This window comes from Halomarina litorea (assembly GCF_024227715.1).
Classification (GTDB): Archaea; Halobacteriota; Halobacteria; order Halobacteriales; family Haloarculaceae; genus Halomarina; species Halomarina litorea.
The window spans coordinates 1,231,798-1,250,266 of record NZ_CP100448.1 but is presented as its reverse complement, the minus strand read 5'-3'; the positions used below and the strand labels follow the sequence as shown (position 1 = coordinate 1,250,266).

The window sequence follows — 18,469 nt, the reverse complement described above, 5'->3', positions numbered from 1 at the left end:
GGTTACTCGTCTCCGGCCACCGCGTCGCGGATGGACCGGGCGAGTCGGTCGTACCCCTCGGGCGTCGTCTCCTTGCGGACGAAGTCGCTGGCCCCGATGGCGATGGCCTCGCCCGCCGCCTGCTCGCTCCCCTTGTTCGTCAGGAGGATGAACGAGACGTCGGGGTACTCCTCGCCGACGGCGTCGAGGAACTCGATGCCGTCGATGCCGGGCATCTTGTAGTCGCTCACCACGCAGTCGACGGGTTCACTCTTCAGGACGGTGAACGCGTCGGGGGCGCTGGTCGCCGTCGCGACCGAGAGGTCGTCGTGTTCGCGTTCGAGGAGGTCGCCCATCGCGCTCACGAAGTCCATCGAGTCGTCGACCAGCAGGACGTGGATGCGGTCGTCGTCCGACTCCGGTCGCGGCCTGGTCGCCGTCGGACGGGGGACGTTCGTCGCTCGCTGGGCGGTCTTCAGGTCACGGCGCATCGCGAGGTCGAGCCACGCCCCCACCTCGTCGGGGTTGGCGGTCAGTTCGACCTGGTCCGCGAACCGGTCGTAGGAGACGAGACCGATGTCCTCCAGCATGGGGAGGTGGTCGTCGAGGAGGTGGTCGCGGGTCGTCGTTTCGTCGTCCTCGGCCGCGATGGCGGCCAGTTCTTCGGTAGTCGCGAGCCGGTTCTGTCGGAGGTGGAACAGGACCTTCCGCCGGTTCCGGTCGGCGAGTGCCGCGAAGAGTTCGTCGCTCGGGATGTGGTCGCCACCGTAGTCGTGCTGTTTCATGGTTCCTCTACATCGGAGCGGTGGCGGACGACCGCCGACTCGCCCCCGTCGGCGCAGACGTGTCTGTCCCCCACCACGTTCCGTCGTACGTGCGTATATCGACGTTCCATACGCTTAACCAAACGGTTAATTATCCGATTTATCCTGCGGGGAAAGATAGTGATGGCCGGTACCGTCCAGCGCGGGACGAGTCGGGGCGAAGCGGGCCACGCGCACCCCGGGCCGTCACCCGCGACGCCGCCGTGCCCGCGCAGATGTCCGATTGCGTGAGTGAAGGGTGAAGTGGCCTCCCCCCGGAGACCCGAGCGACGTGAACGCACCAGCCCACGTGGTCGTCGTCGGCGGGGGGTCGACGGGGACGGGCATCGCGCGCGACCTGGCGATGCGCGGTCTCGACGTGACGCTCGTGGAGAAGGGCAACCTCACCCACGGGACGACCGGCCGGATGCACGGCCTCCTCCACTCCGGGGGGCGGTACGCCGTCTCCGACCGCAAGTCCGCCCGCGAGTGCATCGAGGAGAACTACGTCCTTCGCGACGTCGCGAGCCACTGCGTCGAGGAGACCGGCGGCCTGTTCGTCAAACGCCCCGAGGACACCGACGAGTACTTCGAGGAGAAACTCGCGGGCTGTCGCGCCTGCGACATCCCCGCCGAGGTGCTCTCCGGCGAGGAGGCCCGCGACCTCGAACCGCACCTCGCGCCGGACGTGGACCGGGCCATCCACGTCCCCGACGCCGCCATCGACCCGTTCCGCCTCTGCGTGGCCAACGCCGTCGACGCCGAACGCCACGGGGCGCGCATCGAGACGCACGCCGAGGTGACCGACGTGCGCATCGAGGCGGGCGAAGTCGTCGGGGTGACGGTTCGCCACGAGTCCGGGCCGGGGTCGCGGACCCACGGGAAGGCGGGGGAAACCGAGCGAATCGACGCCGACCACGTCGTCAACGCGACGGGCGCGTGGGCCGGGCGACTCGGTGACCTCGCGGGCGTGGACATCGAGGTGCGCCCCTCGAAGGGCGTGATGACCGTGATGAACACCCGGCAGGTCGACACCGTCGTCAACCGCTGTCGGCCGAAGGGGGACGCCGACATCATCGTTCCCCACGAGACGGCCTGCATCCTCGGCACGACCGACGAGGAGGTCACGGACCCCGAGGACTACCCCGAGGAGGGGTGGGAGGTGGACCTGATGATCGACGAACTGTCGAAACTCGTCCCCATACTCGAAGACGCGCGGACCATCCGGTCGTTCTGGGGCGTCCGCCCCCTGTACGAACCCCCCGAGGTGGGCAGCGCGGACCCGACGGACATCACGCGGGACTTCTTCCTCCTCGACCACGACGGCCGCGACGACCTGCCCGGCATGACGAGCATCGTCGGCGGGAAACTCACCACCTACCGGATGATGGCCGAACGCATCGCGGACCACGTCTGCGAGCGCTTCGGCGTGCGCGCCGACTGCCGGACCGCCGACGAACCCCTCCCCGGGAGCGAGGACCACGAGGTCTTAGACGACGCGATGCGCCGCTTCGGCCTGCGCTCGCCCGTCGCCCGGCGGTCCTCCCAGCGTCTCGGGTCGCGCACTGAGGCCGTCCTCTCGTCGTGCGACCCGAACCCCGTCCTCTGTTCGTGCGAGGCCGTCTCGCGCGCCGAGGTGCGCGACGCCGCCGCCCAGTCGGGGACCGACCTCAACGCCGTCCGCCTCCGCACGCGGGCGTCGATGGGCAACTGTCAGGGCGCGTTCTGCTGTCACCGGATGGCGAGCGAACTGTACCCCGCACACGACGAACCGACGGTGGACGACGCGCTCTCGGAACTCGTCGAGGAGCGCTGGAAGGGCGAGCGCCACGCCCTGTGGGGCGAACAGCTCTCGCAGGCGGCACTCAAGTACACCCTGCAGGCGACGACGATGAACCGGGACGCGGACCCCGTCGGGACCGACGTGGCGTGGGGGGACTTCGACGCCGGGGAGCGACCGGCCACCGACGGGGGGCGGTAGCCCGTGGCCATCGAGGACGACGTCCTCGTCGTCGGGGGCGGACTCGCGGGCGCGACGGCCGCTCTCGCCGCCGCGCGCGAGGGCGCGCGGGTGCGACTCGTCTCCCACAAGGAGAGCACGCTCCGGCAGGCGACCGGACTCGTCGACGCCCTCGGCGCCGTCGATGGGAGCCTCGTCGCCGACCCGTTCGGCGCCGTGAGAGACCTCCCCGAGGGACACCCGTATCGGACGCTCGGTGTGGACGCCCTCCGGGCGGGCCTCGGCCTGTTCGACGAGGTGGTCGAGGGCTATCTCGGGGCACACACCGACGCGAACGCTCTCGTGCCCACCCACGGCGGGTCGGTCAAACCCACCGCCCGGTACCCCGAGTCGGTCGCGCCGGGACTGGCGAGCGCTCCCGACGACACCGTGCTCGTGGGCTTCGAGACGCTCACGGACTTCGACGCGCCGCGGGCGGCGGCCCACCTCGACCGGGCGGGCGTCCCGTTCGACGTCCGAGGCGTCACGCTCCCGTTCCCCGCCGACCTGCGGGCGGACGCGACGGTGACGCGCTACGCGGACGTACTGGACGAGGGCGTCGAGGGCGAGTCGGACGCGCTGTCGGCGCTCGTCGAGTCGGTGAAACCCCACCTCGGCGGGGCCGAACGGGTCGGCTTCCCCGCGATACTGGGGCACGACGAGGGGCCGGCGGTTCGGCGTGACCTCTCGGACGCCCTTGACGCAGCCGTCTTCGAGGTGCCGATGGGGCCGCCCTCCCTGCCGGGGATGCGACTGGCCGACCAGTTGTACCGCGCCCTCGACGAGGCGGGCGTGCGCATCGAGACGGGCACCCCCGTCGTGGACGCGACGAGCGAGGACGGGCGCATCGAGACGGTGACGGTCGAACACGTCCACACGGCAGTGCCCTACGCCGCCGCCCAGTACGTCCTCGCGACGGGCGGACTGGTCGGGAAGGGCATCGGGTCGGGCCGTGGGGCGGTCCGCGAACGGGTGTTCGACTGTCACGTCCCGCACCCGGAGGACCGCTACGACTGGTCGGCGGCGGCGGCCTACGGCGACCACGCGTTCGCCCGGTTCGGCGTCGTCGTGGACGACGAGGCCCGACCGCTGGACGCGACGGGCGCGGTGGAGTACGCGAACCTGCGGGCCGCGGGCGGCGTCGTTGGCGGAGCCGACATCGCCGCCGAGAAGTCCGGCAGCGGCGTCTCGCTGGCGACGGGATACACCGCCGGCCGACTGGCCGGCGAGGAGGCGACATGAGCACACCAGACACGAACACGAACGCGGACGACGCGAGTGCGGACGGGGAAACGACGGACGACTGGACCTACGTCTTCGGGGACCCGGGGTCGCTGGCCGGCGGCGAACCGGACCTCCGGCCGGGGTCGGACAACTGCTACAAGTGCTCGTCGTGTGACGTCTCCTGTCCCGTCGCCGAGGTGGACGACGAGTTCCCCGGCCCGAAGTTTCAGGGGCCGGAGCAGTGGCGACTCAAGCGACAGGGCGACCACGACATCGACCCCTCGGTGTCGAAGTGCTCGAACTGCATGCGCTGTGACGACGCCTGTCCCTCCGGGGTGCCCCTCTCGCAGATGCACAACACCGCCCGCGCCGAGTACGTCGAACGCCACGTCAGCAAGCGCTCGCTGAAGTACTGGCGCAACCGCGTGCTGTCGAACTACGGCATCCTCGCCCGCCTCGGGTCGAAGGTCCCCCGCCTCACGAACCTCGTGATGGGGTCGCGGGTCACCCGCTACCTGAACGACCGCCTGTTCGGCGTCACGGCCGAACGCGAGTTCCCCGAGTTCGCGGACGAGACGTTCCGCGAGTGGTGGGACGACCGGGGCGGCGACGCCGGGTCGCGCCGCCGGGCGAGGCGGGCGCGCACGCGACGGGACCTCCCCGAGGACGCCGACAGGAAGGTGGCATACTTCCACGGCGACTACTCGAACTTCAACACGCCCCACGTCGCGAAGGCGATGGTCCGGGTCTTCGAGTCGTACGGCTACGAGGTGGCTGTCCCCGATCAGCGCTGTTCGGGCACGCCGATGTTCGCCAACGGGATGCTGGACGACGCCCGCCGGGCCGCCCGGTTCAACGTCGAGACGTTCCACGCCCTCGTCGAACGCGGCTACGACGTGGTCTGCTCGTGTACCTCCTGTTCGATGGCGCTCCGACAGGAGTACCCCGAACTGTTCGACTTCGAGGGCACGGAGGAGGTGGCCGCCCACACCTACGAGGCCCTGGAGTTCCTGCGCATCCACGAGGACCTGCGCGGGGACGTCGCCGCCGCGGACGTCGAGTTCCCGGACCTCGCGTACCACGCGCCCTGTCACGCCCGCAACCAAGGCCTCGAACGGCAGGCCGTCGAACTGTTCGACGACCTCCGGGGGGTGGACGTCGAGGACGTGGGCGACTCCTGTTCGGGAATCTCGGGGACCTACGGGTGGAAGACCGAGAACTACGACACCTCGATGGCGATCGGCGAGGAGATGTTCGAGCACATGGAGGCCGCCGAAGGCGAGACGGGAATGACCGAGTGCCCCACCTGCGCCATGCAGATGAACCACGGGACCGGCTACGAGATTTGCCACCCGCTGGAGGTGCTGGAGGCGGCACTGGTGGAGTGAACAGTAGTAGTCAGTCCTCGAACAGGAGTTCGAACACCTTCCGCTCGCCGACCCGGAGGTGGCCCGTGAACGTCGGCTGTGCGACCCCCATCGCCGTCGCCACCTCCGTCGCCGTGCTCTCCCGGGGCCACTCGAAGTAGCCGTTGTGGTACGCGAGCCGCAGCGCCTCCAACTGGCGCTCCGTCAGTCGGTCCTCGACGGAGCTGTAGAACGACTCGCGCGTCTGAAGTGGCTGTTCGACGCGGCGAATCGACTCGACGGACGCCGTCGACTGCTCCGCGACGAGTTCGTCGGCGAACGCACGGACGTTGGCACTCGCCGGGAGGTCGACGACGACCGTCACGGCGTCGGGCGTCGCCGCCACCTCCGTCACCACCCCGTTGAATGCCCGAACGGTCGGTGGAATCACGTGGTCCTCGTCGAGGATGGCTTCGAACAGCGACGCCCCCTCCCGGTCGGAGATTCGGCGAATCGACGAGATGCTGTTGGCGCGTTCGCCGACCGCGAGGACCTCGTCGGCGTCGTTCCCGGGGACGGTGAGAAAGAGCCGAACCGAATCTCCGTCCATCGGCACGATCGTCTTGACGTCGACCTCGCTGTCGAGGCGGGCCGCGAACTGATGCAACGGGTTGTTCTCGGCGGCCAACCGATAGCTGACCTCGGTCACGCGGTTCGTCCGGAGGCTCGCTTTCGTCTCGGTCGCGTCGATGGCGTAGGCGATCGTCGCCCCGAGTTCCTGCAAGACGGTCCGCTCCATCTGGTTCATCCCGTTGGGCGTCGCCTGGTAGACGTTCAACACGCCCTCCGGGTGGCCCTTCTCGTGGACGAGTGGGACACTCAGCACGGACTTGTGTCCGTTCTCGAGCGCGACCCGTCGCCACTCGTCGAACCCGACGACGGTGAGAGCGTTCGGGACGTACTGTGGCTCGTTCTGGTCGAGCGCAACGCGCGTCGGCGTCGGAACGTCGTTCGTCCCGGTCGTCGCTCCCCCTTCGCTCCGGTCGTCGTCCCCCGGTTCCGGATACAGTTCGTCGAGATACGCCACCCCCGACCCCGCCCACTCTCGCGGTCGAACGCGACCGGTGAGTGGGTCCGTGCCACCGATCCAGGCGAACTCGTAGGAGTCGGCCCCGGCCAGCAGGGAGCAGACGGCTTCTTCGATCTCTGCGCGACTCGTGGCACGAACGAGCGCCTGGTCGATGCGGCGAATCGTCCGGTTGATGCGGTCGAGCTGCTGAAGCTGCGCGTTCTGCTCGGCGAGGTCCCGTTCGTTCTCCACGCGGTCGAGGCCGGCCACCGCCGAGTGGGCGACGGTCTGGATGGCTTCGACCGCCGCCTCGTCGAACGCTGTGGCCCGTGTCGACGCGACGAACAGGACGCCGTGTCGACCGAGTGGTGACACCACACCGCTCTGGAGCACCACGTCCAGTGCAGGCAGTCGCTCGGACGGCTGACTGTTCGACACGACGATATCCTCTCCCGCGACGTACGCCTCCCAGAGGGCCTCTCGATAGCGGTCGGGCAACGAGACATCGTCCGTGTCGACGCTCTGGGGAGTCCAGACGGTGTTCGCTTCGAGCGAGTCCGTCGCGTCGTCGTAGACGAACCCGGCGACCAGCGAGGGTGACGCCACGGTACCGATCGTCTTCACCGCCCGCTCGAGGACGGCGTCGGCGTCACCCGACAGGAACTGGTGACTCGACTCGGCGAGCGTCGAGAGCGTCTCCTTGTGGTGGTCGCGCTGGCTCTGGGTCCTGAGACGGTCGAGGTGGAGGTCGACGACGTCTGCCGCGTCGACCGAGCCCCGTTCGGTCGCGAAGAACTCGTCGGGCGGAAGATACGAGAGGTTCTGCGTGACCGTCGCGTCGTACACCTGGTGGGGGTGCGCCCGGATGATGTCGTGGAGCAACTCCCCGGGGAAGCGCGTGCGGTCGTACTGGCAGAGCCCGACGACCGGCTTGTCCGGGTAGAAGTCGTTGAGCTTGCCCTCGTACTCCACCAGGTGAGCGAGCGTCGACTCGTCGGCCTCCAGCGCCCACGTCATCTCGCCGGTGATGCGCAATCCATCGTACCCGTCGTCGTGGACGGCGGCGCGCGCCGTCTCGTCGAGGAACGATATCATCGCGTCGGGGTCGAACGTCCCCCCGTCGTACTGCTCGTCGGTCGAGTGGACGCTGAGGTCATCCGCCTCGAGTGCCGCGTCGACGTCGATGCCCGCTTCCCGAAACGACGTGAGAAGCGAGTCACGGGGCGTCTCGTGGGCGACGTACATGACGCGTTCACCCCGGTTGAGCCCCGCTCTGACGAACGGGATGACCCCCGCGAGTTGCTCTCGAGGGGTCTCGAAGACCAGTGCGAGGTGGTTGGTGGGTCCGCTGGGAGACGTCTGCGAGTCGTGGGGTGCCGTCTCTTCCCCCGACCCGTTCATGGCCACGAAGAGGGGATCTGGTAAGACATCACGTGAGCTGCGCGAATATCTTATGTGTTCCTGTTCCAGATACAAATAGTTGGGGGGACACGAGAACGGACGTCCGGTACCGAGTGGATTCGTCCCCCTGCCGTGCTCGAACCTATGCTGATAGGCACCCGTCCGCCGGGGCCGATGAGGAGAGGGTAAAGCGAGACCAAGGACGGGACGTCTCTCTAGCCAATGGAACTTCGCTCTCGAAGCTACCCCCGTTCTCGCCGGTTCCCTTCTGGGTTCGGAGGGGACACGGACGCACCCGAACCGCGAGACTCCGTCGGCACCATCGACCGCACGGAGAGGTACGATACCGACGGGCCGGTAGAACGCTTGCGCGTGGCGCCAGCCCTCTTCGAGGAGGAGGACGCAGTCGGGGCCGTCCTCGCCGAGTTCGTCGCCTCGCTCCTGAACGAGAGCGCGCTGACCATGGAACCGCTCGGTTCCGCGGTCGACCTCGACGCTCTAGTCACCCTCCTCCGGAACGCCGAATCGCGCGTCGAGGTCGGGTTCCCCTACGAACCGCTGTACGTGACGGTGTCGTCGACGGGACTCGTCACGGCCGAGGTCGTCGATGGGTGAGGGCCCGGACTCGTGGCTCGACGAGTGCGCTCGATGTCACCGTCCGCTGGAGAAGGACGTCTGGTACCCCGTTCACACGTCGTGGAACGAGGGCGGTACCACGCTCCGTTCGTTCTGCACCCAGACGTGTCTGCGTCTCTGGGTCACGGCCGCCGACCGGGACGGGGCGGGGACCACCAGCGCGAGGGTGGAGGAGGACTGACGCGATGCCGAAGTGTGGACACTGCGACGCGCACGTCTCGCAGCGGTTCGTGACGGTGTTCAGTGACGCCGACGGGCGGGTGTTCGCCTGCCCAAACTGCTCGGCGACCGCCGGAATCGCGGAGGTCTCCGAGCAGCGGAAGTGACGCGCGCCGTTGGAAAACGAGACGCCGTGCGTCTCGCTGGCGCTCGCTCGTATCGTGCCCGTGAGAACGTCAGTAGACTCGCCGGGATTTGAAGCAGGGAGCGAACAGAGTGAGCGACTGGGGTTCCCCGTCTCGCGTTATCGATTTCCGACTCACGAGGTGGCGAGCACACGCTCCGCGGTGCTCGCAAGGTGGTTCGTCGGAAAACCCGATGGACTCGCCGGGAGTCACGTGAGCGTCAGCGAACGGGACTCAGGCGAGTCCACTGACCGAAGTGAGCGAAGCGAACGAAAGGAAGTGGACTCGCCGGGATTTGAACCCGGGGCCTCTCCCATGCCAAGGGAGTGATCTACCACTGATCTACGAGCCCTCGCAACCCTCTCTACCCAATCCCCTCACTTAACCCCATCGAAGCGACGGGGGCCGTGCGAGGGCGTGCCGTCCGGGGCTCTCCGCGAAATCTATCGACCACATAGTAACCGTTTTGTGCGCCTCGGCCCCAGCGTTCGGTGGGAACAGTACGGCCGCATATCCGACATCGCCGCGGGTGACTCGTTTCGGGGCTCCGCCCCACCCCGCGGCTCTGGGAGTGCGGAAGTGCACTGGGCCGACAGGCCCGCAGCGGTTCGTGCGGTTCCAATCCTAGCTATGGCACGAATGCACACCCGCCGTCGAGGGTCGTCCGGTTCGGACCGCCCCGCGGCAGACGAACCACCGGAGTGGAGCGACGTAGACAGCGGCGCCGTCGAAGAGCGCGTCGTCGAACTGGCAGAGCAGGGCCACGACCCGAGCCAGATCGGCATGAAGTTGCGCGACGAGGGCGTTCAGGGCACGCCGGTCCCGAACGTGAAGCTCGCGACGGGCAAGAAGGTCACCGAGATTCTCGACGAGCACGACGCCGGCGAGGACCTCCCCGAGGACCTCCGCAACCTGCTGGCCCGGGCCGTCCGCCTCCGCGAACACATGGAGGAGCACCCCGGCGACAGTCAGAACAAGCGCGCGCTCCAGAACACGGAGTCGAAGGTCCGCCGGCTAGTGGACTACTACCGCGGCGACGTCCTCGCCGAGGACTTCAAGTACTCCTACGCCGCCGCACAGCGGCTCCTCGAATAAGGGATGTCGGCCGCCCGTGAGTCGGAATCGGAGCCGGACGCCACCGCCGCCAGCGTCGCCGACCGGTGTCGCGACAGCGAGTTCGTTCGCCTGCTCGCGACGCCCGACGGCGACGCCCTCGCGGCGACGGGACTGCTCGCCGACGCGCTCGCCAGCCACGGCGTCGCGTTCCACGCGAGCGTCACCCGGCACCCCGACCCGACCACGGAGGCCGACCTCACCGTGACCGTCGGCCACGCGGGAGGCGACTGCTCGGTCGCCCCCCCGCTCTCGATCACCGCCCACGCGACGGCCGAGCAACTCGACGCCGCGCCCGACCCGGTGCTCGCGCTCGCGGGTGCCGTGGCCGCGGGCGACATCCCCGGGACGCACGCCGACGTGCTGGAGGCCGCGGGTATCGAGTCCGCGCCCGGTCTCGGCGTGCCGACCGACGACGTCGCAGAGGGCCTCGCGCACACCACGTTCGCGCACGCGGCGTTCTCGGGGGACCCCGAGGCGGCCGCCTCGGCACTGGCCGGTGTCGACCGCGACGGTCGGACGCTCGCCTCGCTGCTGGCGCTGGCCGCAGTCGAGAGCGACGAGGCGCCGCCCCGGGCCGCCGAGGCAGTCGAGAGAGCGCTCGGCGCGCATCCGCTCGACGGGCCGTTCACCACCCTCGAAGGGTACGCGGACGTGCTGGACGCCGTCGCCCGGGAGCGGCCGGGAACCGGCGTCGCGCTCGTCCTCGGGACGCCCGAGACGTACCGCGAGGCCGCCCTCGACGCGTGGCGCGACCACGCCGTCGCCGCCCACGCCGCCGTCCGCGATGCGACCCTCGCCCGCCACGACGGCTGTGTCGTGGCGCACGTCGACGCCGCACCCGGCGCACTGGAGACGGCCGCCCGACTGCTCCGGGACTTCCGGTCGCCGGAACCGGTCGTCCTCGCCGTCGAGGCTCGGGAGGACGAGAGCGCCGACGACGGCGACACCGGGGACGACGAGTCCACGACGCACGTCGCGTGCGCGGCGGACCGCGACGTCTCGACGCTGGCCCGCGAGGCGGCCACCGCCGTCGGCGGGACGGCCGTCGCTCGCGGTGAGCGAGCGACCGCACGCGTAGACGCCAGCGAGACGGACGCCTTCGTCGCGGCGGTCCGGGGGGCGCTATGACGTCCGGCCCGGAGTCGACCCCCGACGCAGGCACGGACCCGACGCCGCCCGCGGCGGGCGAGCGCCGGGCCACCGTCCGCACGTCGTTCGCGGACCCCGAGACGGCACGGGCCGTCGCCGACGCCCTCGCGCCGGACAACACCGCCGAGATGCGCGTCGCCGTCGACGGCGACACCGTCACGGCGGCTATCACGCGCGAGACGACCGGCGGCCTGCGCTCGACGGCCGACGACTACGTCACGAATTTGCAAGTAGCACAGCAGTTGACCGACACAGACACCAACCATGAGTGAACGATCAGTCTCACGACGAAAACAGGAGAAACGCTGGTACACCGTGCTCGCGCCCGAGCAGTTCGACCGGGCCGAACTCGGTGAGACCACGGCCAACGACCCCGAACAGGTCTACGGCCGAACCATCGAAACGACGCTCGGCGACCTGAAGGACGACGCCGGCGAGAACAGCACGAAACTCACGTTCAAGATCAACGACGTGGGCTCGGACTCGGCGTACACGGAGTTCGTAGAGCACGCGCTGACCCGCGACTACCTCCGCAGCCTCGTGCGCCGCGGCTCCTCGAAGGTCGAGTCGTTCGTCACCGTCCTGACGACCGACGACTACCGCGTGCAGGTCCAGCCCGTCGCCTTCACGACGAAGAAGGCCGACCACAGCCAGGAGCGCGCCATCCGCAAGCTGATGACGGAGATCGTCGAGGAGGCCGCAGAGGAGCGGTCCTTCGCCGACCTCGTCGACAGCGTCGTCGAGGGCCGCCTCTCGTCGGCCATCTACGGCGAGGCGAAGACCATCTACCCGCTGCGCCGCGTCGAGATTCAGAAGCTCTCCCTCGAAGCGCGACCCGACGAGGTCGCCGAGGAGGAGGAGACCAGCGTCGACGTCGACGAGGAAGACGCCGAGGTCTGATTCGGCCACACGCCGCACCACGGCAGCTTTCTTCACGTCCGCCGCGCCCGAGCGGCGCGACTCGGAGCGGTCGGACTACTCCTCGACGGTGATGCTGCCGACCATCCCGCCGCGCAGGTGGGGGATGCAGTAGTAGTTGTACGTCCCGGCCACCTCGAAGACGTGTTCGTACGTCTCGCCGGGCTGGATGCCGCCGCCGTTGGGCCATGCGTCGTCCGCCGCCTGCTGGGAGTCGTAGCCGCCGGAGGCGAAGTACGACGCACCCTCGGGGAGGCCGTCTTGGAACGCAGTTACGGTGTGCGGGCGCGATCCGCTGTTGCCCCAGACGACGGCGTCGCCCACCTCGACGGTGTACTGTTCGGGCCGGAAGGCGTTGGTCTCCATCCCGACGTCGTACTGACTCGCCGAGAGGCTACTCCCGATACATCCAGCGAGCGAGACGGTGGAGAGGCCGGCGGCCGTCGCGAGGAACGTTCGCCGCTTCATGCGTGCGCGTAGTCGGGTCGGACGTATAGCCGCCGCGATTCTCCACTCCCGTCAGTTCGAAGTCCCGAACCGAAACGACCTAACCCGCCGTCGTCCGAGTGCCGACACATGATGCCCCGGTTCGTCGGGCGACTCGGTCCCGCCGACGCGGTGACCGTGGCGAACGCCGCACTCGGCTTCGCCGCCGCCGCGGCCGTCCTCGTCGACCCGGGACTCGCGGCGCGACTCGTCTTGCTCGCCGCCGTCGCCGACGGTCTGGACGGAGTTCTCGCCCGCGAGACGGGGGGCACCGAAATCGGTCCGTATCTCGACGCACTGGCGGACGTGGCCTCCTTCTGCGTCGCGCCCGCGCTGTTCGTCTTCGCCGTCGCCGCGGACGCGTGGGGGGCCGCCCCGCCCGCCGTCGTCGCCGCCGTCGCGGTACCCGCGCTGTTCGTCGCGATGGGCGTCGTCCGCCTCGGGATGTACACCATCCACGACCCGGCGGGACCCGTCACGGTCGGAGTCCCCACGACGCTCGCCGCGACGGTCCTCGCCGCGCTCTACCTCGCGGGCGTGACGAACCCGACCGTCCTGCTCGGTCTGACGGGCGTGTTCGCCTACCTGATGGTGACGAGCGTCGAGTACCCCGACCTCTACGCCCGCGACGCCCTCGTGATGGGTGCGGTGCAGGTCCTCGCCGTCGCCGTCCCGGGCGTCCTCGGGCGTGCGTTCCCCCGAATCCTCCTCGCGGGCGCACTCGGCTACCTCGTCCTCGGGCCGCGGTTCTACTGGCGGGACGTCCCGACCCGGTCCGAGTCGGGACCCGCCGACCGGTCGCGGGCGGAGACGCACGGTCCCGGCGAGGGCACCTGAAAGGAAACGCTCTTGACTCGCACTGCCGGAGTCTCCCACATGAGCGACGGGGATGACGAACCCGAGGAGACGCCCGAGGAGTCGGCCGACGAGGCCGAGTCCACGGAACCGGCGGCCTCGCCAGAGGAACTCGACTCGCAACTCGACGAGGTCGAGGCCGAACTGGAGGACGCCGAGACCGAGGACGACCTGGACGAGGTGGAGTCGCAGGTCGAGTCCATCGAACGCCGCGTCGAGACCCTCCCCGAGGCCGAGGAGGACGACGAGGAGGACCCGCGCGGCGACCTCGAGGACCGCATCGAGGAGGTCCGCGCGACCATCGAGGACCGGCGCGGCCCGTACGCCGAGGACGTCGCCGAACTGGTGACGGAGGCCGCCGGAACCGTCCGTGACACGCGCTGGACCGACACCGGCGAGGTCGAGGTCCGCGCCGCCGTCGAGGACTTCCTCGAGACGGCCGACGAGACGGTCGACCAGGACGTGGGCTTCGACGGCACCGCGCCCGAGGACCTGGAGGACCACGCCGCCGCCCTCGAGGACGCCGCAGGAGCCATCGAGAGCGCGGGCTACGACGCCGACGAGGACGCCGAGACCATCGCGACGCTCCTCGAAGCCGCCGAGACCCTCCAGTCGGACCTCGACGACGCCCAGGAGTGGTCCGACCTCACCGTCGTCGAACAACTCGACTACCAGGGGTTCTACGACCAGTTGACCGGCAAGACCCGGAAGGACTTCCCGCCGGAACTGAGCGTCGTCCGCATCGCGGAGTCCGAGCGCAACGCCGAGCGCATCCTGCTGGCCCTCGACAACCTGACCTCCGACTTCATGCAGGAGAACTGCATCGCCGCGCTCCGACGACTGGGCGCGCCCGAGGCGTTCGACGAGATGAACGCCCGCGCCCAGAAGCGCAACAAGGAGCCCATCAAGGTCCTCGGGAAGATCGGCGACCCGCGCGCGCTGGAGACGCTCCTGCCGTACATCGACGGCGACTCCGACCCCGCGCTCCAGCGGGTGACCCTCCAGACCATCGGCGAGATCGGCGACGACGAGGCCACGCAGGCCGTCGCCGACCGCCTCGTCGCCGAGGAACCCGAGGTGCGGACGAACGCGGCCCGCGCGCTCGGTCTCATCGGCGACACGCGCGCCGTCGACCCCCTCGCGAACCTGCTCGCGGACGACGAGGACGACTCCGTCCGCACCAGCGCCGCGTGGGCGCTCAACCAGATCGGGACCGAGAAGGCCCTGGAGACCGCCGCCGAGTACGACGACGACCGCTCGTTTATCGTCCAGAACGAGGCGCGGAAGGCCCGTGACGCCCTCGGCTCCGACGAACCCGAGCCCGAGGCGACGGCCTGAGTCCGGACGTTCCACGGACCTCACCCCCGAGTCCGACACCGGGCGTCTCCTGACCTTTTTACCCGAGGACGGGACCACCCCGCCGTGTGTCCCACAGGGTCCTCACCGTCGCACTCCTGACGCTGTTGCTCTGTGGCCCCGTCGCGGGCGGGGCCACGGCGCTCGACGCTTCGGCCGCCGGGGTGCCCGCCGACGGGTCGGCCCTATCCACCCCGGCACCGACCCTCGTCGGCCTGTACCCCAACCCACACGCGACCGATGACCGCGGCGAGTTCGTCGTCCTCGACGTTCGTGGAGGTGCGGAACTGGGCGACTACCGCCTCTGCGACGGCGAGCGGTGCGTCTCCCTCCCGAACCGAACTGCCGAGACGGGGAGGGTCGTCCTGTCGGCCGCTCCCGACCGGGTCGGGAATCTGACCGACACTCCCGTCACCAGCCTCCCGACCCCACTCGACCTCGCCAACGGGGGCGAGACGGTCCGACTGCGCCGAGGCGACACCACCGTCTCGACCGCCCGCTACGAGGACGCCCCCGAAGGGGAGGTGTACGCGCGGACGACCGCTCCCGGAGCGCATCCCCGGTGGACGTGGCGACCCATCGGTTCGACTGACCGCCCCGTCGTGGAGAGCGGGCCGGCGAGCGTCGAGGCGTTCGTCCTCCCCGACGCGCCCGGGGTACCCCTCCGGACCGTCGAGTCCGCGGAGGAGCGACTCCTCCTCGCCGGCTATACCTTCTCTTCGGAGCGAGTCGCGGACGCCCTCGTCGCCGCCCACGACCGGGGGGTCGCCGTCCGGGTGCTGGTGGAGGGGAGTCCCGTCGGCGGGACGACGACCCGGCAGGCGGCCGTCCTCGACCGACTCGTCGCGGCCGGTGTCGAGGTCCGCGCGGTCGGCGGGCCGTGGGCGCGCTACCGCTTCCACCACGCGAAGTACGCCGTCGCCGACAACCGGGCGCTCGTGCTGACGGAGAACTGGAAACCGTCGGGCGTCGGCGGGCGGTCCAGTCGCGGGTGGGGCGCGGTGGTGGACGACCCGACCGTCGCCGAGGGACTGGCGGACACCTTCCGCGTCGACTGGAGGTGGCGCGACGCCGTTCGCTGGGCCAAGTTCCGTCGCGGCCGGTCGTTCGTCCGCGAGCGGGCGGCGAACGGGACGTTCCAGACGCGCCACCCGCCCGAACGGGTCCGGGCGGAGTCCGTCCGCCTGCTGGTCGCCCCGGACAACGCCGAGTCGGGCGTGGTCGGCCTCGTCGACGGCGCGAACCGGTCGCTGGACGTGCTACAGGTGTCCCTCGGCGGGCCGGACGGCCCGTTCACCCGGGCGCTGGTTCGTGCCGCCCGCCGCGGCGTCGAGACCCGAATCCTGCTCTCGGGGGCGTGGTACGTCCGCGAGGACAACCGGGCGCTGGCCGACCGTCTGAACGCACTGGCCGACCGGGAGGACCTCCCGCTGACGGTCCGACTCGCCGTGCCCGGCGAGCGCTTCGGGAAGGTCCACGCGAAGGGCCTCGTCGTCGACGACCGTCACGCCGTCGTCGGGAGTCTGAACTTCAACGCCCACAGCGCCCGCGAGAACCGCGAGGTGGTCCTCGTACTGACCGGCGAGGCTGTGGCGGGGTACTACGGTGACGTGTTCGCGGCCGACTGGAAGGGTAACGATGCGGGGCCACCCGGGGGCGTCCCGGTCGGACTGGTCGGTGCCCTCGGCGTCGCCGGCCTCGGGGCGATGGCACTGGCCAGGGGCATCGAGTTCGAGGGCGGAACGTGAGTCGGAGGAGCGACGCGGGCCGAAAGGCGAAGGCGGCTATCAGTCGTCGCGCAGGAGTGTCGAGCGCAGGTCCTCGTCGATTTCGGCCTCGCTCATCTTCTCGACGAGGGCGTCGAGGACCGCCTCGCGCTTGCCGGGGACGAACTTGATGGACCCGACGACGAGGTGGCCGCCGCCGCTGACGCCCGCGCCGGGATGCTCGTCGGTCAGTTCCGTCACCATCTCGGGGATGTCCAGTCGGACGCCGTCCGAGCGGAGGACGGCGAAGTCCGGGCCGTAGCCGATGGTGATGACGGGGTCGCCGTCGTGCTCGCGGACCTTGTGGTCGTGGACCGCGCCGGTCGTCTTCCCCGGTGCGGGGTAGGTAAAGCGGTGGGCGTGGTTCTCCACGTCGATTCGATAGAGGTTCGCCCCGTTGTCGAGCGTCTCCGCTTCCAGGTGCGGGAGGGTGACGTCGAGTTGGCGGTCCCGGTCGCGTTCGGCACGCGTGGCGAGGAACTCGACGAGTTCCTCGTGGCGCTCCCTGTCGTCGCAGGCGACGTTCAGCACGTCGTTGACGAGGTCGGTGCCGTCGTTGTAGCGCAGGCGGAAGGCGAGGTAGTCGAGGGCCTCGCCGACGTCGTCGAGGGCGTCCTCGTCGTAGCCCTCCTCGGCGGCCAGCGCGAGGTAGTCGTCCATGACCTCGGCGCGCGAGCGGTCACAGAGGCCCGCGACGGCGGGGACGTGGCGTACCTCGTCGGTGATGTCGGGGTCGATCATCCGCGCGAGTTCGACGCACATCATCCCCGTGGTGATGCGGTAGTCCTCGCCGTGGAGGTACGGGTTGACGTGTTCGGCCACGAGGGGTTCGACCGCCTCGGGGTCGGGGTGGTGGTGGTCGACAACGACGATGGGGATGTCGTACTCCGCGAGGGTGCGGTAGGCGGGCGTGTCCTCCTCGGTCGACCCGTTGTCGAGCATCAGGAGGAGGGGGAGTTTCTGGCCGTGGCGCTCCTCGTCTTCCAGCGCGTAGTTCAGGTCGCGCGTGACGTCCTCCATCTCGTAGAAGGGGGCCTTCGACGGGAGGCGACGGAGGTGGTGGCGCGGGGCGCCGACGTCCGCGTGGACGCTCTCGATGTAGCGTTCCAGCGCGTGCTGGAGGGGGACGCTGGCGCACATTCCGTCGCCGTCCGCGTGGTGGCGCATCCGGATTGGTCTGCCGTCGAGGACGGCCCGGCGGAGGGCCTTCGCCACGGTCCGGAGGTCCTCGAAGACCGGCTCGAAGGCCTCCCACTCGACGAGGGGGGCGACGTCGTGCGGTTCGGCGGCCTCGTCGAGGGCGGCGTCGAGGCGTTCGCGGACGGCCCCGGGGTCGTCGACGGGGGACATCGACTCGACTTCGACCTGCACCGAACCGTCGTGTTTCTCCGCCTCGCCGACGAGGGTGACGAGGTCGCCGACGTCGAACTCGGGGTACGTGCGGACGCCTGCCTCCTCGAAGGCCGCGCTGGGGGCGATGCCCGTCTCGTCGCGGACCTGGAAGATGGTCGGGCCGCCCGTCTGTCGGATCTGGACGATTTCACCCGTCAGCCGCACGGTCCCGCCCTGATGGTCGGCGAGGGCGTCGACGGTGACGTCGCTCTCGTCGGATATCGCCTCGGTCTGGTAGTCCTCGAGGGTGGCCTCGCTGAAGCTGAGGTCGCCGTTCTCGCGCACCTCGTCGAGGCGGACGATGAGCGAGTCGCCCACGCCGTACTCGCCCTGCAGGACCGACTCGTGGACGAGTCCGGAGACGTGGTCCGAGACGTCCACGAAGACGCCGTAGGGGACGACGCCGTTGACCGCGGCGTGGTAGTGTTCACCGACGTCGACCGACTCTGTTGTGCAGTCGGGAGCGAGGTCGTAGACCGTGGTAGTAGAGACCGTGCCGGAACTTCCGGCATGCGATGGAGACATTTGCCAACTCTCGGTCCCGCCCGTTTTTAACTTTTGGCAAGCAGTCCCGCCGGGGGCCCGCCCCGCGGTTCCGGAACCCTTAGATGGAAACCGCGACTCTCCCAA

At 69.8% G+C, this 18,469-nt stretch carries 17 protein-coding genes and 1 tRNA gene; 13 read left to right on the top strand and 5 right to left on the bottom strand.

Features of this window, described 5'->3' with window-relative positions; all coding sequences use genetic code 11:
* Positions 1-2 precede the first annotated feature (2 nt).
* The gene (locus NKG96_RS06870) at positions 3-764 is read right to left on the bottom strand and encodes a response regulator (protein ID WP_254537774.1); all 762 of its coding nucleotides are present in this window, start codon (positions 762-764) and stop codon (positions 3-5) included.
* Between the two features lie 310 nt (positions 765-1,074).
* Between NKG96_RS06870 and glpA the strand changes: the two genes are divergently transcribed.
* Genes glpA through NKG96_RS06855 form a run of 3 tightly spaced genes read left to right on the top strand, consistent with a single transcriptional unit; the run spans position 1,075 to position 5,393 of the window.
* Positions 1,075-2,763 (top strand): anaerobic glycerol-3-phosphate dehydrogenase subunit GlpA, encoded by a 1,689-nt coding sequence (glpA, locus tag NKG96_RS06865; protein WP_256558114.1) that lies wholly within the window; start codon positions 1,075-1,077, stop codon positions 2,761-2,763.
* A gap of 3 nt (positions 2,764-2,766) precedes the next feature.
* The gene (gene glpB / locus NKG96_RS06860) at positions 2,767-4,023 is read left to right on the top strand and encodes a glycerol-3-phosphate dehydrogenase subunit GlpB (protein ID WP_254537773.1); all 1,257 of its coding nucleotides are present in this window, start codon (positions 2,767-2,769) and stop codon (positions 4,021-4,023) included.
* The gene (locus NKG96_RS06855; protein WP_254537772.1) at positions 4,020-5,393 is read left to right on the top strand and encodes an anaerobic glycerol-3-phosphate dehydrogenase subunit C; all 1,374 of its coding nucleotides are present in this window, start codon (positions 4,020-4,022) and stop codon (positions 5,391-5,393) included. Before glpB ends, NKG96_RS06855 begins: the two co-directional genes overlap by 4 nt.
* 10 nt (positions 5,394-5,403) lie before the next feature.
* On the opposite strand, the gene NKG96_RS06850 is transcribed toward NKG96_RS06855, so the two are convergent.
* Positions 5,404-7,821, bottom strand: coding sequence for an MEDS domain-containing protein (locus NKG96_RS06850; protein ID WP_254537771.1), 2,418 nt, complete (start codon positions 7,819-7,821; stop codon positions 5,404-5,406).
* A gap of 372 nt (positions 7,822-8,193) precedes the next feature.
* Here NKG96_RS06850 and NKG96_RS06845 point away from each other — a divergent pair, with 372 nt between their 5' ends.
* From NKG96_RS06845 to NKG96_RS06835, 3 genes are read left to right on the top strand one after another with little or no spacing between them, the layout of a single operon-like run.
* A complete protein-coding gene (locus NKG96_RS06845; protein WP_254537770.1) occupies positions 8,194-8,436 on the top strand; it encodes a HalOD1 output domain-containing protein in 243 nt (80 codons plus the stop codon).
* Positions 8,429-8,638, top strand: a complete 210-nt coding sequence (locus tag NKG96_RS06840) for a DUF7576 family protein (protein ID WP_254537769.1) — start codon at positions 8,429-8,431, stop codon at positions 8,636-8,638. Before NKG96_RS06845 ends, NKG96_RS06840 begins: the two co-directional genes overlap by 8 nt.
* Positions 8,639-8,642: 4 nt before the next feature.
* Positions 8,643-8,783 carry a DUF7563 family protein gene (locus NKG96_RS06835; protein ID WP_254537768.1) on the top strand — a complete coding sequence of 47 codons (141 nt, stop codon included), beginning with the start codon at positions 8,643-8,645 and terminating at the stop codon, positions 8,781-8,783.
* Between the two features lie 298 nt (positions 8,784-9,081).
* On the opposite strand, the gene NKG96_RS06830 is transcribed toward NKG96_RS06835, so the two are convergent.
* Positions 9,082-9,153: transfer RNA gene (locus NKG96_RS06830), tRNA-Ala, on the bottom strand.
* A 278-nt stretch (positions 9,154-9,431) separates the two neighbouring features.
* Between NKG96_RS06830 and NKG96_RS06825 the strand changes: the two genes are divergently transcribed.
* Genes NKG96_RS06825 through NKG96_RS06810 form a run of 4 tightly spaced genes read left to right on the top strand, consistent with a single transcriptional unit; the run spans position 9,432 to position 11,966 of the window.
* Positions 9,432-9,896, top strand: a complete 465-nt coding sequence (locus tag NKG96_RS06825; protein WP_254537767.1) for a 30S ribosomal protein S15 — start codon at positions 9,432-9,434, stop codon at positions 9,894-9,896.
* A gap of 3 nt (positions 9,897-9,899) precedes the next feature.
* A complete protein-coding gene (locus tag NKG96_RS06820) occupies positions 9,900-11,045 on the top strand; it encodes a hypothetical protein (protein WP_254537766.1) in 1,146 nt (381 codons plus the stop codon).
* Positions 11,042-11,338 (top strand): KEOPS complex subunit Pcc1, encoded by a 297-nt coding sequence (locus tag NKG96_RS06815; protein WP_254537765.1) that lies wholly within the window; start codon positions 11,042-11,044, stop codon positions 11,336-11,338. Before NKG96_RS06820 ends, NKG96_RS06815 begins: the two co-directional genes overlap by 4 nt.
* Positions 11,331-11,966 (top strand): 30S ribosomal protein S3ae, encoded by a 636-nt coding sequence (locus tag NKG96_RS06810; RefSeq protein ID WP_254537764.1) that lies wholly within the window; start codon positions 11,331-11,333, stop codon positions 11,964-11,966. Before NKG96_RS06815 ends, NKG96_RS06810 begins: the two co-directional genes overlap by 8 nt.
* 75 nt (positions 11,967-12,041) lie before the next feature.
* On the opposite strand, the gene NKG96_RS06805 is transcribed toward NKG96_RS06810, so the two are convergent.
* Positions 12,042-12,452 carry a cupredoxin domain-containing protein gene (locus NKG96_RS06805; RefSeq protein WP_254537763.1) on the bottom strand — a complete coding sequence of 137 codons (411 nt, stop codon included), beginning with the start codon at positions 12,450-12,452 and terminating at the stop codon, positions 12,042-12,044.
* 108 nt (positions 12,453-12,560) lie between these two features.
* On the opposite strand from NKG96_RS06805, the gene NKG96_RS06800 reads away from it, so the two are divergent.
* From NKG96_RS06800 to NKG96_RS06790, 3 genes are all read left to right on the top strand, one after another.
* Complete coding sequence (locus NKG96_RS06800) at positions 12,561-13,307, top strand: protein sorting system archaetidylserine synthase (protein WP_254537762.1); 747 nt, start codon at positions 12,561-12,563, stop codon at positions 13,305-13,307.
* A 39-nt stretch (positions 13,308-13,346) separates the two neighbouring features.
* Entirely contained in the window at positions 13,347-14,663 is a 1,317-nt protein-coding gene (locus NKG96_RS06795) for a HEAT repeat domain-containing protein (protein ID WP_254537761.1), read from the top strand.
* An 86-nt stretch (positions 14,664-14,749) separates the two neighbouring features.
* A complete protein-coding gene (locus tag NKG96_RS06790; RefSeq protein ID WP_254537760.1) occupies positions 14,750-16,429 on the top strand; it encodes a phospholipase D-like domain-containing protein in 1,680 nt (559 codons plus the stop codon).
* Between the two features lie 39 nt (positions 16,430-16,468).
* Here NKG96_RS06790 and han read toward each other — a convergent pair whose 3' ends face one another.
* Entirely contained in the window at positions 16,469-18,364 is a 1,896-nt protein-coding gene (gene han / locus NKG96_RS06785; protein ID WP_254537759.1) for a Hef-associated nuclease, read from the bottom strand.
* Between the last annotated feature and the right edge of the window lie 105 nt (positions 18,365-18,469).

What these genes read in the sequence shown, in the direction of transcription:
- NKG96_RS06820 (WP_254537766.1), top strand. Translation starts at nt 9,900, where the DNA reads ATGTCGGCCGCCCGTGAGTCGGAATCGGAGCCGGACGCCACCGCCGCC.
- NKG96_RS06795 (WP_254537761.1), top strand. Translation starts at nt 13,347, where the DNA reads ATGAGCGACGGGGATGACGAACCCGAGGAGACGCCCGAGGAGTCGGCC.
- NKG96_RS06800 (WP_254537762.1), top strand. Translation starts at nt 12,561, where the DNA reads ATGATGCCCCGGTTCGTCGGGCGACTCGGTCCCGCCGACGCGGTGACC.
- NKG96_RS06840 (WP_254537769.1), top strand. Translation starts at nt 8,429, where the DNA reads ATGGGTGAGGGCCCGGACTCGTGGCTCGACGAGTGCGCTCGATGTCAC.
- NKG96_RS06805 (WP_254537763.1), bottom strand. Translation starts at nt 12,452, where the DNA reads ATGAAGCGGCGAACGTTCCTCGCGACGGCCGCCGGCCTCTCCACCGTC.
- NKG96_RS06825 (WP_254537767.1), top strand. Translation starts at nt 9,432, where the DNA reads ATGGCACGAATGCACACCCGCCGTCGAGGGTCGTCCGGTTCGGACCGC.
- NKG96_RS06870 (WP_254537774.1), bottom strand. Translation starts at nt 764, where the DNA reads ATGAAACAGCACGACTACGGTGGCGACCACATCCCGAGCGACGAACTC.
- NKG96_RS06810 (WP_254537764.1), top strand. Translation starts at nt 11,331, where the DNA reads ATGAGTGAACGATCAGTCTCACGACGAAAACAGGAGAAACGCTGGTAC.
- NKG96_RS06815 (WP_254537765.1), top strand. Translation starts at nt 11,042, where the DNA reads ATGACGTCCGGCCCGGAGTCGACCCCCGACGCAGGCACGGACCCGACG.
- NKG96_RS06850 (WP_254537771.1), bottom strand. Translation starts at nt 7,821, where the DNA reads ATGAACGGGTCGGGGGAAGAGACGGCACCCCACGACTCGCAGACGTCT.
- NKG96_RS06855 (WP_254537772.1), top strand. Translation starts at nt 4,020, where the DNA reads ATGAGCACACCAGACACGAACACGAACGCGGACGACGCGAGTGCGGAC.
- han (WP_254537759.1), bottom strand. Translation starts at nt 18,364, where the DNA reads ATGTCTCCATCGCATGCCGGAAGTTCCGGCACGGTCTCTACTACCACG.
- NKG96_RS06835 (WP_254537768.1), top strand. Translation starts at nt 8,643, where the DNA reads ATGCCGAAGTGTGGACACTGCGACGCGCACGTCTCGCAGCGGTTCGTG.